General features: G+C 38.4%; 10 protein-coding genes and 2 pseudogenes. 1 reads left to right on the top strand and 11 read right to left on the bottom strand.

Annotated elements, in window-relative coordinates:
* Positions 1-123: 123 nt before the first annotated feature.
* The 11 genes and pseudogenes from AB5062_RS21080 to AB5062_RS21030 form a co-directional block, all read right to left on the bottom strand.
* Positions 124-432 (bottom strand): annotated as a pseudogene (locus AB5062_RS21080) (hypothetical protein); the annotation flags it as partial.
* A gap of 91 nt (positions 433-523) precedes the next feature.
* A pseudogene (locus tag AB5062_RS21075) lies at positions 524-2,056 on the bottom strand (pectinesterase family protein).
* Between the two features lie 269 nt (positions 2,057-2,325).
* Positions 2,326-3,177 carry an SGNH/GDSL hydrolase family protein gene (locus tag AB5062_RS21070; protein WP_005848887.1) on the bottom strand — a complete coding sequence of 284 codons (852 nt, stop codon included), beginning with the start codon at positions 3,175-3,177 and terminating at the stop codon, positions 2,326-2,328.
* A gap of 600 nt (positions 3,178-3,777) precedes the next feature.
* Positions 3,778-5,286, bottom strand: a complete 1,509-nt coding sequence (locus tag AB5062_RS21065) for a SusD/RagB family nutrient-binding outer membrane lipoprotein (protein ID WP_005848889.1) — start codon at positions 5,284-5,286, stop codon at positions 3,778-3,780.
* Between the two features lie 21 nt (positions 5,287-5,307).
* Positions 5,308-8,529 carry a SusC/RagA family TonB-linked outer membrane protein gene (locus tag AB5062_RS21060; RefSeq protein ID WP_032953652.1) on the bottom strand — a complete coding sequence of 1,074 codons (3,222 nt, stop codon included), beginning with the start codon at positions 8,527-8,529 and terminating at the stop codon, positions 5,308-5,310.
* A gap of 984 nt (positions 8,530-9,513) precedes the next feature.
* Complete coding sequence (locus AB5062_RS21055) at positions 9,514-9,909, bottom strand: DUF4373 domain-containing protein (protein ID WP_032953374.1); 396 nt, start codon at positions 9,907-9,909, stop codon at positions 9,514-9,516.
* A gap of 357 nt (positions 9,910-10,266) precedes the next feature.
* Entirely contained in the window at positions 10,267-11,538 is a 1,272-nt protein-coding gene (locus tag AB5062_RS21050; RefSeq protein WP_016269947.1) for an adenylosuccinate synthase, read from the bottom strand.
* Between the two features lie 16 nt (positions 11,539-11,554).
* Positions 11,555-12,046 carry a Fur family transcriptional regulator gene (locus tag AB5062_RS21045; protein ID WP_005841116.1) on the bottom strand — a complete coding sequence of 164 codons (492 nt, stop codon included), beginning with the start codon at positions 12,044-12,046 and terminating at the stop codon, positions 11,555-11,557.
* A 30-nt stretch (positions 12,047-12,076) separates the two neighbouring features.
* Positions 12,077-12,745 (bottom strand): DNA alkylation repair protein, encoded by a 669-nt coding sequence (locus AB5062_RS21040; RefSeq protein ID WP_005841113.1) that lies wholly within the window; start codon positions 12,743-12,745, stop codon positions 12,077-12,079.
* An 8-nt stretch (positions 12,746-12,753) separates the two neighbouring features.
* Positions 12,754-14,766 (bottom strand): dihydrofolate reductase, encoded by a 2,013-nt coding sequence (locus AB5062_RS21035; protein ID WP_005841111.1) that lies wholly within the window; start codon positions 14,764-14,766, stop codon positions 12,754-12,756.
* Between the two features lie 105 nt (positions 14,767-14,871).
* Positions 14,872-15,339 carry an AraC family transcriptional regulator gene (locus tag AB5062_RS21030; RefSeq protein ID WP_005841109.1) on the bottom strand — a complete coding sequence of 156 codons (468 nt, stop codon included), beginning with the start codon at positions 15,337-15,339 and terminating at the stop codon, positions 14,872-14,874.
* A gap of 331 nt (positions 15,340-15,670) precedes the next feature.
* Here AB5062_RS21030 and recQ point away from each other — a divergent pair, with 331 nt between their 5' ends.
* Positions 15,671-17,488, top strand: a complete 1,818-nt coding sequence (gene recQ, locus AB5062_RS21025; protein WP_005841106.1) for a DNA helicase RecQ — start codon at positions 15,671-15,673, stop codon at positions 17,486-17,488.
* The last annotated feature ends 99 nt before the right edge of the window (positions 17,489-17,587 follow it).

The raw sequence follows: 17,587 nt of genomic DNA, 5'->3' as shown, positions 1-17,587 counted from the left end.
CTGACTGAGCGAAGTTAGGACTTGCCCGATTTTTTTGCAAACACAAAAAAAGGCCGTCTCATTTTGAGACAGCCTCACCAACAAAATACACGATGTAACACAACTATGTTTTACACATATCAATTATTTAATATCGATTCCACAAGGATTGAGTCCCGGACCACCACCACCTGTATATCCCCTACTTTCTCCTGTGTCCCATGGAGAAATCCAAAAAGCATATAAATCGCCACAAGTAACATAAAACTTCACTTTAACTATCTTGCCTGAAAGAGCAGCAAGTTTTTTACCTGATTTCCAAGTTACCAATTGTTTAGTACTGTTCAAATCATTCATTTCCTTACAATCCTCTCTGGAAAATCCCGTAATCACATTACCATTTTCATCCATTATCTCCACCTGCAAATCCTTTGCTTGTGCATTCACAAAAAACAAATCCGTTAATCTTATTATCACACCTTAAATGGTTACAATAAAGACTAACGGATTTCCCTATTCTAGTTTTAAAACTATATCCAACACCTCAGATAAAACGAATCTGAATCATCCCTCCATAAGGATTAAAATCGAAAAGAACCTTATCAGCATCCTTCTTTAGAAAAAGCTTTTTCCCATCTTGCCTAATCTCCTAAACTCTGTTTCCCACAGATTTTAATACCATAGTCAGTGGTTCTGTAAATAATTGTGCATTCATATCAAATGAGGAGTTATGTCATAGCCGTTTTCTAGCACATTCAAGCGATTTTTTTCTCGTTCTTTTGTATAGGCAACTACCTCTCTAAATGTACCCACCCATATTTCATTTTCCATAGCCTTTACCTTATTTCCACAATATTTTAGGATTTTGAAAAGCATCATATCCCTGCGATATTCCATGTATCATTGCCAACTCCCTATCTACCGGAGTTTACCAAGCTTTCCACCCATTTATCTAAAGACGCAGGAGTCGATTTCGACTTATCTCCCCCGATGGGATATTGTTCGGTACATGTACCTACCCTGTTCTTATCAAATGATAACTGATAGCACACACTCTGTCACCCTTATAAGGTGCCACATAAACATCTTGTGTGAACCCGTTATCCCTGATCTCAGCCCCTGTCTGTTTCACCAATTCTATTCGAGGCGATGATTCCGGCATAGAAACATACTCTTCATATACTCCCGGACGGACAAGTATAGATATTGTTTTCTTGCCACCACCAACTGCCGCATTCACTGCTTCCTGAACTGTAAAGAAATCCCCACTCCCATCTTTCGCCACCACATAATCATAACGTCGCACATATTTTGCCAAAGCCGGCACTTCTTCCATCAAAGCGTCCACAACCAACCTGGCAACTAGACGTCCACCATATATATATTCAAGTGAGTATTGTCAATTTTCCCTTCCGGACAAAATTCATATTGTCCGGAAGGAATCCACATAAACAATTTTCTTGAATTCTCGACTCCCATACCGGTAACCAAGTCATGGATCAATTTATTCAAATCAATAAAAGATACATTCATTTCTCCGGCTACCCGACGGGGAGATTCCAGATATTTCCCATGGGTATCAACCAATACCGGACCTTCTTTTTCATAACTACCCTTTATCTCCGTCACACCTTTAGGGGGGGGGGAAATTACGACGAACTATAGAATTGAACAGTACAGGATTTCCTCCCTTAGCACATGTTCCATTCACAAAACGTCTTAAATTATCATCAAAGGTACTTCCGGATTCTGTATGTAATGTGACTCTAGATTTCTCATCATTATGCCCGAATTGAATAAATACATAATCACCTTTATGAATTTTAGAAAGCACTACATCCCAACGTCCTTCATTGATAAAACTGAGTGAACTTCATCCATTCATAGCGTGATTATCTTCCGTAAAATATCCGAGAAGCATTTGTCCCCAACCACGCTCTATATTACCATTCTTCAGACTTTTATTCGCCATGGTAGAATCACCAATCATAAAAATAGTAATGGGCTCTTTTCTCTCAGCAATAAAAGCCGATAACAGGAGTAAAGCACATAAAACAAGTAATACTTTTAATTTCATGTTTTTCATATACATTTTATAAGTTAAAAGATTTAGGCAAAAGTAAACAAGAAAAGAAACCATAAAAAATGATACAAGAATATAGAAATTTGCTCAAAATCAATAGTTCAATTACTCTTTCAGTAAATAAGAACTAATAAAAAGATGTTCAAACAACATCAATTTGCCACTTGAACATTTTTTCAATTCTTCAAATTCATATCGAAACATCGAAGGTTCTCCCCAATAGACAAACTCTTCCAAAAAGGCAAAATATGAATGTCCAACTGTCAGAATGATGCAGGCAAAGAAAGTAACTGATACATCAATGTATGTGCCATACGTTCTTGACCATTGGTATTAGGATGCAAACGATCATACCCCGAATCATAGAAATAAATAAGTTGTTCTTCAATCATCGGATTCATACCTGTAACCGAATTAAAATCTATTACAGGAACTCCCCACAAATTACCTGCTTCCTTAATGGCCTGTACATAAGCGTCCACATATTCTCCGCATTTATTCTGATAGCTTTCATCCGGTTGTACATTCTTTTCGCCGAATTCCGCTAAAGAACGATGCAATGGGGTCAACAAAACAATTTGTTTATCGGGAAACAATTTTTTCAAATGACTCAAACCAATATTAATACGGCCTTTATACGTATCATTCGTCATTATAGGAACACGCCTTTTACGCGTTTCCAGTTTTTTAGTTTCACCACGGGCAGCCATCACCTGCTCTTCTTTCTCTGCAAACCAAGTCCCGACAGGTACACTGCTATTAAAATCATTTGTCCCCATCAAAACCACGATGGCATCAACCTCTTCTCCATGCTCCTTTTTCAATTGTTCTGCCTGACGGGGTACATCATTCCATTGACGTCCACTCACTCCATACACATAAGGAGTGATATCCAACCATTCTTTCAAAAAATCCCAATACTTTTTTATGTTATCTCCATAACAATTGGGATCAGTTATCGAGTCTCCTATATAACCAACCTTTTTTCCATACCATGGATGCCGGATATAACCTTTATTACATGATTCTTTTCCACAAAGAAACGTTTCCTGTCCGTGTAACAGCAACGGACATGCTAATAAAAGAGCAAATACAATAAACTGTCTGTTTTTCATAAGTAACTGTTATTTTTTCAATCAGTAAAGTGACATCAAAGATATAAAATAAGAAATAGAAAAACAGCTATCACATACTTTTATTTTCATTTGCCCTCTTCTATCATTCATAAGACAAAAAGTCCGAAAGGTCATAATAAACAAAACTTTACATTTTTAAATTAATTTGTTAACAAGGTGCGATATATTTATAAAGCATGTTATAAAACAGCGAAATACAGACTAAAAACTTGCTATTATAAACAAAGTCCGTATCTTTGCAGTGTGTTTTTCATAGTATTAGATTTAAGGTTAACAAAAGATTGGCTGTCTGGGATAGATAGCCTTTTTTTATGCTTTAAAACAGGAGAATTTCTTCATAAAAATTCAATATCCCAACAATAGCATTCTTCAAATGCCACCCAACCGAACACAACAAAAGTCAATAAGAAAAAGCAATACGTATATCTATCCATCGAGGCAATTTATGAATTACCTAGTCTTAACTAACGTTTATCCTATATATTTTTTGATTTATTTCAATAAAAGAAGACACTCTCATCACTGAGAATGTCCCCTATATTTAAACGAAACTTTAAAGAGAATTATATACTTCAAATCTTATCTTCTATTCCACCAGACTCGTTGCTCACGGCTATCATCACCATTCAAATCTGCTTTCACGGCAGCTTCATAATTTTCAAGATTACCTTGATAAATTTCGCTATCAAATTGATGGCGATAAGGGATGTGATCAATCGTTGTACAAACCGGACCGACTTCTAGTTTCGGAATATCAAAACGACGCCAGTCAGACCATGCCTCAAAACCATCAGCCATGAAGCCACTGATCCAGCGCTGAAGAGCAATTTTATTAATTTTATCAGCATCAGTACCCGTATAAGCAACTGCTTCCTGTGCCAAATATTCATCAACACCTTCGGCTCCCCATTGTTCAAATGATGCCTTCACACCGGCTGCATAGAGTTGGGCAGGATCAGCTTGAATCCAGCCACGCTGAGCAGCTTCAGCCTCGATAAGTAGCATACGAGAAGCAGTAATAATAGGGAAAGTAGAGGTTACCTGTGTGAGAGAAGGATTATAAAAACAGCAGACTTTATTCCACGTGTTCACATCTGCAGACTCAATACCCAAAGGCATACCTTGGTATTTATCAAAATTCTTCAGGTCTTCATCCGTCACGCCCGCCTCTGCCTGTGTCTTGCCAAAAGGAATCAGCGAACAAGTAGAGAACAGACGGTTGTCCTTCAATTCCTTCAACTGATCTACATAATACTTATTAGGAACAAAATTATAATTATGGTTTACGCCATTATAATATAAATATCCCACAGTATTGGCCTCAAAAGTATAATTCAAATTATAGGCATTTTCTTCAATACCGCCATCAGCGTAAGCTTGAGCAAAACGCGAGCGTCCTTCGGCAGGATCCACATCTGCCAGTTTTATAGCAAGCATCATACGGGTAGAAGCATTCAGTTTCTTCCATGCACGAATGTCACCATCGAACAGGATGTCGGCTGTGCTCAACGAGCCACTTTCATTAAACTGATTATACGCTTCCCTCAAATCGGCATCTAACTTAGCATAAATCGTTTCCTGTGAATCAAATACCGGAGTAAAATTTTCCTCACCTGCCTGAAATGCTTCTGTGTAAGGAAGTGGCCCTAGAGCATCTGTAAGGTGCATATAGATGAATCCCATCAATGTACGTGCAACCGCAATCTGATTAGCATTATCACCAAACTGTACAATGGCAGGTTTACCTTTTTCAGCCTCATCACTATTAAAGTCAATAATCTTCTGGCAGTTCTTCAACGGATAAAGATAATAAGAACTTGTACTCATAGTAGGTCCGCCAAACGCACCATACTGATTATTATTTTTCTCGGACATATACCCCGGATACATTTGCGTCCACGGGTAATAATAATTTGAGTTCATAGAGAAGTATTTCACATAAGTACAAGCGTATGTAAACAACATACCAGTATTAGCCTCCGACGGTTCATTGGGATCTTTGTTAATATCGCCAAAGTCAGTCATATCACACGCTGTGAATGTTGCTGCAAAACTCAGAGATAAAAGTAATAATTTAATATATTTCATAATGATTCTTCGTTTTATGGTTTAAAAAGCAAGATTAACGGTAAAACCTATCGAACGGGTTGCAGCGGCATTACCACCTTCAAAATATCCCATACCAATTTCAGACACATCCACATTAGGACAAGCTGAGTAGATCAACCATGGATTGGAAGCATTAATTGCCACACTGGCACGACTCAGACCGATATTTAGTTTCTTCAAAGTTTGTGACGGGAAAACATACGACAATGACACTTCACGAAGTTTCACGTAAGTACGGTCATACACCCATTCTTCCCATACACGGGAAGCTGTGGTATAATATAGTTTAGCATTGACATAGGTATCTACCTTATTGCCATTCTGATCCACACCAGTCATGTGGATACCACCACCTTTGCTTACCGGTTCACGAACATTGACGCCACGGTCATTAAGTTCAGCTGTTTTATCAAGAATACCGCTACTGCTACCCCACATATTAGTATAGGATACAATCTGTCCGCCTACAGAGAAATCAATATTAGCCGACAGACGGAAATTCTTAAAACTGATACTAGTATTAAAACCACCAGTGAAATCCGGATGGAAGTTACCCAGTTCATCTAGTGTATTCTGATTGTAAGTAGGTACATATTCACCACCATACAACGCCTTCTGCGAAGCACTCAATTCATGGAAGATTATATTGCCATTGTCATCACGTTCCCATGTATTACCGGTTATCACACCAAGTGATTTACCAACCATAGCATAATTATACAAACGAGTTGTGAATGAAGTCCAATAAATAGAATAAGAATCCACTCCATCAGCTAGTTCCACCAGTTTATTACTATTCTTCGCTATATTGAAATTCATTTCCCATTTCCAGTTCTTAGTGGAAACAGGCATCCCGCCCAAACTCAATTCAACACCCCGATTACGAATTAAACCAGCATTCATCTTACGAGTGGAATACCCCGATTGCGGAGCAGAGGTTACGGAGATTATCTGATCTTTGTCATCCCGGGTATAATAGTTGAAATCACCCCATAAACGATTATTGAACAAACGGAATTCCGTACCTATTTCATACGAAGTGGAAATAGACGGCTCGATATTATAATTTTTCTGAGAAGAAGGTTCATACATTGTAACATGTGAACCATAACTGGTATCCAGCGAATAAGTAGGATAAATATTGTAAGCATTGAGCGTAGTACCTACTTGAGCCGCACTAGCACGCAGTTTCCAAAAGTTCAGCCATTCTGCATTCACCCATTTGTGAGCAAGGACAGAAGCGGAAAGGCCACCATACCAATAGCTGTTATGATTAGGACTCAATGTGGAAGACATATCGTTACGAACAGAAGCGTCAAGAAAATAAGTATCATCCCAGCCCATGGTAGCTGTGGCATAAACACTACGTTCTTTGTAATGTGTTTTCTCATTATAGGCTAAAGCAATAGTACCCGATGAAGCAGCCAAATTATAGTAATCGTCCAAAGACAAATCATAATTCGTATTGGTGTATGCATATAAATTATCGTACGTATAGTCACGTGCTTCTGCAAAAAGAGCTGCGTCTACCGTTAGTTTATCTTTAAAAAATGATTGTCCCCAAGTTAAACGTCCTTGTACAGTCAAATCAATCAAACTGCTTTGATCCTGACGATAATTTGACCGGAAATTAATAGATCCTGAAGGGCGTTCTCGTTCCAATTTGTAACCACGTATGTTACCATTTACGCGTACCCCTGCCTTCAAGTTATAAGGAAGGTCCACAGACACATCACCACTGAATACATTCCATTGATAAATGGTGCGATGATTATATTCATGAAATAAAGCATACGGATTATCATGGAATGCAGCACTTTGATTATTCACACTGTTGATATTCCACGTCCTCCATGATCCGTCCGGACGTTTATAGTCCTTATAATCTTTTAAATTGACATTGGTCTGTCCCCATTGGGTATATTCCTGCAAAACGGTACGTGAACCGTTATATCCACTTTCGGCAGCATTATGATCCTGACGATAAGTATATTTATAATCCAATGACACATTCATCCACGGTGTGGGTTTGAAATTTGTCTTGAACCCTAAGAAACGGCGAATAGCATCCGAATTGGGCTGCACACCAGTACGATAGCTATTGGTGAAAGAAACACGGGTATTAAAATCTTTCACACTCTTTGAAAACGAAACGTTGGTTGTATTGGTTACACCAGTCCGATAAAGATCTCTCAAATCCAATCCATGTTGCCAAGTGGCTGGTTTTCCATAATGACCACTGGTTTCGTCTAATGACAACGGAGTGACATATTTCACAGCCGGATCGTATGCAGCTCCCCAAGAAGTGTCCTCATTATAATCGTACACATAAGCACCTTGCAAACCGGGAATATCACCACTATACAAATCATAAATATCCTGAGCCCTGTTACCTTTTTCCGTACCTCCATATCCTCCACCACCATACAGCTTCTGCATATTGAAATGATTATAGTAAGTTTCGGCCTGCAATGTATGACTTACTTCAAGCAACCCTTTCTCACTTTGTCCCGCCTTAGTAGTTATGATGATAGCACCTGCACCACCACGCGAACCATAAAGGGCAGTAGCCGCGGGACCTTTCAATACGTTTATGCTTTCCACATCATCCATATTGATAGAGTTTTTGTTAGTGATAGCACCATCTACCACATAAATAGGTTCATTGGCCGGATTATCCGACTGGGACGAAGAAGGAATGGAACCTGCACCACGCAAAATAATAGTACCTGCATCAAAACCAGAACTGGCACCACCTATAAAACGTGCTCCCGACACTTTACCGGCCATAGCATTACCCAAATCGGTCTGTCGTGAAATAGTTAGATCCTCACCTGCCACCTTTTGTGTAGAATAACCCAACGCTTTTTGTTTACGGTTCAATCCTTGAGCAGTTACAACCACTTCATCCAACACTTTTATGTCCGACTTCATTGTTACAGTAATAGTACCACGCTGAATTCCAACTCGCTGAGTAATCATACCCAGATAAGAAACAATCAGCGCTTTGGCATCTGTAGGAACATTATTGATAGCAAACTTGCCATCCACATCCGTAATTGCTCCCATAGTAGTCCCTTCCACTAAAACAGACGCACCTATTATCGGCTCACCATCATCCGCAGAAGTTACAACTCCTGCAACTGTTTTAGGCGCTTGAGCCATAGAGAAGCCGATACCCAACCACAGACAAGCTAGTAACATTAACACTTTTTCTTTCATACTCACTCTCTTTTAATTAAACATTATCCAAGTTCTTTTGGAACTTAGTTCTATAAAAGAGGAAAGTACAAGAATTCATTTCTTATAAAAAACGCCTAAATATTAGTCGTTCCAAACGATATTCAACTGTTAAAAGAGTAATTTCACACAAAGGATAAATAGTTAAAGAAATAAAAAACAAGATACTTTATTTGGAACAAGATATCTGAAGAAGAAAATGATTATCTTGACAATTTTCATGTATTTCACATCATTTTATACTAAAAATAAAATAATTACCTTGCATCTAACAAATATCACAACTAAACAATACTTATGAATAAAAAAATATCATAGACAAAAAATAATAGACTTATTCTTTTATTTTTGATAAAATTTTATATCTTTGCAATATTATTAATAAAATGAGTTCCAAAAGAACTTATGCTTACCGTTCTCCTCTATTCATTAAGTCCACCATACTTATATTATTTCCCCCTTCTACTTGATACACAATATATTATGAATATTTTTTTAGTCACTTTCTACTTATACTCTACCATTAGCATAATCAGCACTCTAAAAATCAGGCTATTATCTATTTAATATTCTATTTATTTTCTACTTATATGAACCATAAAACGATCAATCGTTTTCTTTATTACACAATTACAGTATTTATCAATCTACTAAATTCTAATCGGTCAAACTCGCAGGCGCGCCCCAATAAAGGCTAACAATTGATATAACCTTCCACCTGACATACGCATATCAGCTAATATTTGCCATATCGGATGCCCTATCACACCATAATCACAGTACCCTACTATCTTATCTCCTATCCCTCACTGCTGCAAAGCTTCAACTGGTCCGGAAGCATTTCTGCATTTTCCATCTACAGGAATAGAAGAAAAAGTCTCTTTCTCCGCAAAAATCCTCTTCTTTTCTGGAGAACAAAATGAAGAGGAGTCCTTTTCTTTTTTTGCTCTGCTTTACTTTGTAACTTCATGTTTTCATGTCCACATTTTCCGTTGAAATGCCTACGTTACTACCATCCACATACAAATTCTTGTATTTTGAAATCTCTATCAACAAGTAATCAGTACTCACCTCTACACACTTCCGTTGTTGTACCGCCTCAAAGTAATGGTCCTGTATACTTTCCGAAGTAAGAATTCCATTTTTTTCGTATTGGGCTTTACTAAAAAATCCACGTTCCAACAGTGCATCCACTACTTGCTGTACATAATCGGCCGTACATCCTTCGGGCAATCTGCGAGTAAAAAGCAGACACCTATCCTCTCTCCAACAGCAAAGACATCCTTTGTGGTAAATACGTGCCAATAAATGCAATACAAGCAATGTAGCCCAACTCTTGTTCCACCAACAATATTTTATCATTCTCGAAGAAATCCACACTCAGGTAGAAAAATTCCAATCCGGTTGTTTGTAATGCCATATCGATATTTTTTATTGATGACAAATATAGAAAGAAGCCCAGACGGAATGACGCGATTTGACGCGATTTGACACAATAATACGCAATAATGCACAATTGATGCTCCACACACATCTTGAATAGCAGCCGGAAAGATATAGACGATAAAGACGAAAGATATATTATCTTACATGGGTATCATTATAGATGTTACAATTTTATCAAATATACATAGAAACAGATAGATGTATACAAAAAAAAGAGAAACTGACTCCAAAGGAAAACAGTATCTCTTTTTTATCTTATAAGATTCTTCTCTATTATTCTTCCGTATAGCGTTCAATAGTCTGATCACGATCAGGACCTACCGAAACAATCTTGATCGGGGTTTCCAGCTGTTCTTCCAAGAAAGTGACATACGCATTGAATTCTTCCGGGAATTCATCCTCACTGGTCATCTTGGTCATATCAGCCTTCCATCCGGGAAGCTCAGCATATACTGGTTCCAGTCCCTCACTAATATCATAAGGGAAGTAATCAATTTCCTCACCATTTACTTTATAAGCCACACATGCTTTGATGGTTTCGAAATCATCCAACACATCGCTCTTCATCATAATTAACTGAGTCACCCCGTTTACCATGATAGAATACTTCAAAGCTACAAGATCAATCCAGCCACAACGACGTTCACGACCTGTCACCGCACCATATTCATGACCTAAATCGCGGATTTTCTTACCAGTTTCATCAAACAATTCGGTAGGGAAAGGACCTGCCCCCACACGGGTACAATACGCTTTCATGATACCGTATACATTACCAATTTTATTAGGACCGATACCTAAACCGGTACAAGCACCGGCACAAATGGTATTTGAAGAAGTGACAAAAGGATAAGAACCGAAATCAACATCAAGCATCGTTCCCTGCGCACCTTCACAAAGCACACTCTTACCCGACTTCAGAAGATTGTTTATTTCGTGTTCACTGTCCACCAAATGGAACTGTTTCAGGTATTCGATACCCTCCAACCATTGTTTTTCCAGTTCGGTTATATCATATTCATAATTCAGACTTTTCAAGATCTGTTCGTGACGTGCCTTTGCCTTTCCATACACTTCTTCAAAATTATGAAGGATATCACCTACACGTACACCGTTACGACTCACTTTATCAGTATAAGTAGGACCTATACCTTTTCCGGTAGTTCCCACTTTGGCATCTCCTTTAGCAGCTTCATAAGCAGCATCCAGAATGCGGTGAGTAGGCAAAATCAAATGAGCTTTCTTTGAAATGTGCAAACGTTCTTTCAGGGGGTGTCCGCTAGCCTCCAAAGCTTCAGCCTCAGCCTTGAACAAAGCCGGATCCAGTACCACACCATTACCAATAATGTTTACTTTATTTCCTTGAAATATTCCGGAAGGAATGGAACGGAGCACATATTTCTGGCCTTCGAATTCCAGTGTATGACCTGCATTCGGACCTCCCTGGAAACGAGCTACCACATCATAACGGGGAGTCAGAACATCGACAACCTTTCCTTTGCCTTCATCACCCCATTGCAAACCTAACAAGACATCTACTTTCATGTTTCTTCGTTTTATGTTACTTATCTTTTTTCTTCCTACGCTTGGCCCAAGTACACTTGCTGCATACACCATAGATATATAAGGAATAGTGCGAGGCATGAAATTTCTTCAGTTTCGTATTGGCAATGGCTTGTTTCAGATTCTCATCCTGAAATTCGGTCACTTTGCCACATTCCGTACATATCATGTGATGATGGGTTTCATTGTTGTACGCACGCTCGTACTGGGAAGAATTGCCGAACTGATGTTTAATAACCAATTTTGCATCGATAAAAAGAATGATGGTATTATAAAGAGTAGCCCGGCTTACCCGGAATTTTCCTTCATTTGCCATATAATTATAAAGCGTATCAATGTCAAAATGACCTTTAATGGAATAGATAGTATCGAGTATAGCATATCGTTCAGGTGTCTTCCGATGCCCGTTAACCTGCAGATATTCTGTCAAGATCTGCTTTACCTTATCTTTCACATTCTCTTCCATCACAGATTTCAGTTCCGCCGTCAAAGTTAAGCCTTTTTATGATAACATGAAAGTTTAATGCCAATATTCTGTTTCTAATTTTATTTCTCCAGCCAAAGAAGCTATTTCTACCTTATCTGATTTGGTTAATGGAGCCAACAACCGATTCACCTTTTTGCCATTTTCCTTGCTTTGAACGGCAAACTTCTTCAAAGCAGTAGCAGCTGCTTTGCGGGGCAGCACTCCCTCGCTTTGTAAAGTGACCATTGCCTGATCCAAAAATTCAGCTTCCGAACGCTCAGTCAGCTGATTTCCCTTCATCAACAGCCTTGCCATCAGCATAAAGCCACATAACTGAAAATATTCACGCTCATCGGCCATCCATTCAAAAGCCTTCTCCGAAGCATAAGGTAAATATTGGAACAAACTCATGCAAGTCAGTTCCGCTATTTCAGGATAGCGCATATCTTCTACCCATATATCAGCTATTTCCGGATAAAATGTTTCTACCGGCTGTAACATTCCCGCCAGAATTTTACATTCACGGATATTTTCTTTCCATAAAGCTTGCGCCACTTCATGATTTTTTTCATAACGAGCAGCTATTTCTTTCAAACGCGGAAGTTCGATGCCAAAATTCAGTTTATAGTCTAATCCCTTCTCACGCATACTTTGGGAAACCACCCCATTCATAAACAAACGGAATTGCCCCTTTATGTCCTTTATTGTTTCGTGTACATCCATATTTATTCTTATTCATTTCTATAAGGAAGATTCGCAAATTCTTTGCTATAACGTAACATTTGCTCCGCGTAACCTTCATTATAAGATACTTTTACATCTATAATATTTCCATCCTTATCTGTCACGGCCTCATATACAGGATTTACAAAACCTTTGTAAGGAGCCAGATGAAGTTTTTCATAACGTGCCAATATCTCGGCGTGCAAAACCGGATCTATTTTCACCGCATACTTTTCGACCAATTTACGGGCAGCCTCAAAATCTCCTTCACTTTTAATGCGTTGTATCTCAGCCAGCAACTGTCCGAACAGAGTGCGCAATTTTTGATAATCGTTTATCTTCACATACGTTTTCCCATCCTTCTTAACCAGTTCAACCACCTTATCTGCAGCACCTTTCTCAAATGTCCACCGCGCAATGAGCTGGCGGTTACGCATGTGTGCTTCCTCTACCATATTACCTAACTCGATGCGGACTAACTGGGTCATCAGACCATTCATCATATAAGTATAATATTCTGCTTTAAAGGCATCTCCATCCGGTGTAAGCCCCAACTCTACCATTTTGTCATCCGGCAGATAGTACAAACCGAATAAATCGGCACGTGCCTCTTCTATCGTAGATCCATACGCTTTCAAAGCATCCTGATCTACTCCCGGTAACAACTGACCAGAACCGTGCCCCAAACATTCATGCAAATCAGTATGTAAATCCCCTGTAAGATCTGCATATTTCTTTATCCATTCTTTCTCTTCGGCACCGCAAACAAATTCATCTGTAAATCCATTACCATGAGCCGCTTTATTATAGGCTTCAGTCAGATTTCCGATGGTTACAGACTTAGAACCATGCACACTACGAATCCAGTTGGAATTAGGGAGATTAATCCCAATCGCTGTAGCAGGATACAAATCCCCCCCCAGCATAGCGGCTGTAATCACCTTGGCCGACACACCTTTCACTTCCTTTTTTTTAAACCGATGATCTACAGGTGAGTGATCTTCAAACCATTGAGCATTAGCGCTGATGATTTCCGTGCGCTTGGTTGCTTCCAGATCTTTAAAATTCACAATGGACTCCCAACTAGCTTTCAGTCCTAACGGATCTCCATAACTTTCAATAAAGCCGTTAACAAAATCCACGCGTGAATCCAAATCCTTCACCCACGCAATAGAATATTCATCAAAATCTTTCAAGTCCCCATTCTTATAAAATCGAATTAATTTTTCGATAACTATTTTTTGTTGTGCATCTTCTGCCACACCAAGAGCCTTATCCAACCAATAAATGATCTTATCAATGGCTTGCCCATACAATCCTCCAGATCTCCAGACCTTTTCTTGTACTTTTCCGTCCTCCTTTACTAAACGGCTGTTCATACCAAACATTACCGGCATCATATCATCCGGATTCTTCAAATTATGATAAAAATCTTCCGCTTCTTTCTGGGTTACCCCTTCGTAATAATTTGCAGCCGAAGTCAGGACCAAATCCTCCCCGTCTGCCTGATTCACACGTTTAGGCATCATTTCAGAATCAAAAATCACCGGAAAGACTTCTTCACAAAGTTCTTCCACTGTTTCCCCTTTACCCAAAGGTAACTTCAATGCATCCACACTATTCAATGCATCCCTAAAAAATTCCGGAGTGAAACCTGGTACGAACTTATTTGAAGCATAATGATGATGAATTCCGTTAGAAAACCATATGCGTTTCAGATAAGTTTCCAAATTGACGAAATTCACATCTGTACGATCTCCCTGATACTCTGTATATACGGTTTCCAACATTTTACGAATAAGCAAATTGTATTTGCCATTCTGATCAAACAAAATATCACGGCCTTGCAAAGCAGCTTGTGACAAATAGTAAATCAACTTTTTTTGTTTCAAACTCAGTTCTTCAAATCCATACACTTTATATCGAAGTAACTGTAAGTCGGCAAATTGTTCAACCGTATAATCAAATTCCTCCATTTCATTCATGCTTTTATCTACTTCATTGCAACCAACCTGTTTCATTTCTACAATTAACGTTTTTTATAGATACATAATTCGTGAGCCGAAACAAAAAAAGGAAAACAATTGTTTTCCTTTTTCTTAATTATAATGTAGCAAATTATGCTCTTATTTCTTTTCTTGATTTCTCTTACGATAGCCATTAGGAGTCTCACCCACATTCTTATAAAACGCAGCATAAAAAGATTGGCGATTAGCAAAACCTACCATTGCACTGATCTCTTCCACATTCTTATCCATATAGCGTTTATCAACTAAAAGATGCAAAGCATCTTTAATACGATATTCATTCAACAAACAAGAATAATTCATTCCGAAGCGGGAATTCACTACAGCTGACAAATAACGAGTATTTGTCTTTAATTCTTTCGCCAAGTCTTTTGCTGAATAATTAGGGTCTTTGTACTTTTTCTGAACAACTACAATGTTCAAAATCTTATCATACAATTCATCGGCAAGTTCTGCTCTAATCAGAGATCTGTAAGCAGCCTTTTTCTCTTTCTTTTCTCTCAGGTTATACGGTTTTTTCTTAGGAGCCGCTTCCTGGGTTTCTGATTTTTTTTCCACGTCGCTCATCAGTTAATTTTTCTTTTAATTTTTCGTTGTTTGGTTAGTTATATAAATGCAAATATCTAATTTTGGACAAATGTGGGAAAAGTTTTTTTCATATGCAACTTTTTTTGCTTAATTTATTTCTTAAATAATCACAACACTTTGTTTTTTAAGTGGCAAAAAAGTTTATTTGTCCAATCTACAATAACCAACCTCTCTTTTAAGCAATAATTTCAAAACAAATGAATTATGAATAAAAGTATATCTTATTTACTATTATTAGGCAGAGATTCCTACCAAATCTAAAGATTTTACTACCTTTGTAACCGATTACATTTTAAAATAACAAACAGATATGTTCCAAACTCTAAAAAACTACTTTGGATACGATAGTTTCCGTCCTTTACAGCAAGATATTATTCAAAATATATTAGCTCAAAAGGATACTTTGGTATTAATGCCTACAGGAGGAGGAAAATCCATCTGTTATCAATTACCGGCTTTACTGATGGAAGGTACGGCCATTGTCGTTTCACCCCTTATTTCTTTAATGAAAGACCAGGTGGAAAGTTTACAAGCAAACGGAATTGCAGCACGGGCACTGAACAGCAGCAATAATGAAACAGAAAATATAAATCTACGTCGCGAATGTCTTCAAGGAAAAATCAAATTGCTTTATATTTCACCTGAACGATTACTTATAGAAACAAACTTCCTGCTGAAAGATATTCAAATTTCTTTATTTGCCATTGATGAAGCTCATTGCATCTCACAATGGGGACATGATTTCCGGCCTGAATATACCCAATTAAAGGTATTACGTAATCAGTTTCCCAAAGTACCGATTGTAGCATTGACTGCTACAGCTGACAAAATAACCCGAAAAGACATTGTACAACAATTGGCCTTGAAAGATCCTAAAATATTCATATCTTCCTTTGATCGGCCCAATCTGAGTTTGGAAGTTAAAAGAGGCTACCAACAAAAGGATAAGATGCGGACTATTCTTGAATTCATAGAAAAACACAAAAATGAATGTGGTATCATTTATTGCATGAGCCGCAGCAAAACAGAAAATGTGGCCGCAATGCTGATGAAACAAGGTATCCGTGCAACCGTTTATCATGCAGGATTAAGCAGCGATATGCGTGATAAGGCACAAAATGATTTCATAAATGATCGTGTACAGGTGGTGTGCGCCACTATTGCTTTCGGGATGGGAATTGATAAATCCAATGTACGCTGGGTTATTCATTATAACCTTCCTAAAAGCATAGAAAGTTTCTATCAAGAAATAGGACGTGCCGGGCGTGATGGTATGGAAAGTGATACTTTGCTGTTCTATTCACTGGGAGACTTGGTTATGCTTTCCAAATTCGCTACAGAAAGCAGCCAGCAGGAAATTAACTTAGAGAAATTACACCGGATGCAACAATATGCTGAATCGGATATCTGTCGGAGGCGTATCCTGCTGAACTATTTTGGTGAAACCATGGACCATGATTGTGGCAACTGTGATGTGTGCCGTAATCCCCCCGAACGCTTTGACGGAACAATCATTGTACAAAAAGCTTTGAGTGCAATAGCCCGAACTAACCAACAAATAGGTACTCACATGTTAATAGACATATTGAAAGGGTCAGCAAACCAAGAACTGATTGACAAAGGTTATGACAAACTGAAAACATATGCCGCAGGAAGAGATATTCCCGCACGCGACTGGCAAGATTATCTGCTGCAAATGCTGAATCTAGGATATTTCGAAATAGCCTATAATGAGAACAATCACCTCAAAATAACTGAAAGCGGGCAAAAAGTATTGTTCGGCAAAGAATCCGCCATGCTGGTAGTCATTAAACGGGAAGAATTCGTACCTGCTAAGGAAAAACGCAAAAAGAAAGCCAAGGAAGAGGTACTCTTTCCCACTCCGGTTACTTTTGGTAATGAAAACAAGGACTTGTTCGAGGAGTTACGTATACTGCGTAAAAAGCTGGCGGACCAGCAAGCTATACCTGCCTATATTGTTTTATCCGACAAGACTTTGCACCTGATCGCCACCCAACAACCTACAACAATAGAAGCATTCGGCAACATCAATGGTATTGGCGAATATAAGAAAGAAAAATACGGAAAAGAGTTTATAGAGTTGATAAAGAAGGTACTGAAGAAATGAAAAACTATTCTTCCCATATACCAACAAGAGGCTGTCTCAAAATGAGACGGCCTTTTTTTGTGTTTGCAAAAAAATCGGGCAAGTCCTAACTTCGCTCAG

It is taken from the genome of Phocaeicola sp. RTP21359st1_B8_RTP21360_211022, assembly GCF_040911965.1.
GTDB lineage: Bacteria > Bacteroidota > Bacteroidia > Bacteroidales > Bacteroidaceae > Phocaeicola > Phocaeicola vulgatus.
This window is presented reverse-complemented; position numbering and strand designations above follow the sequence as displayed.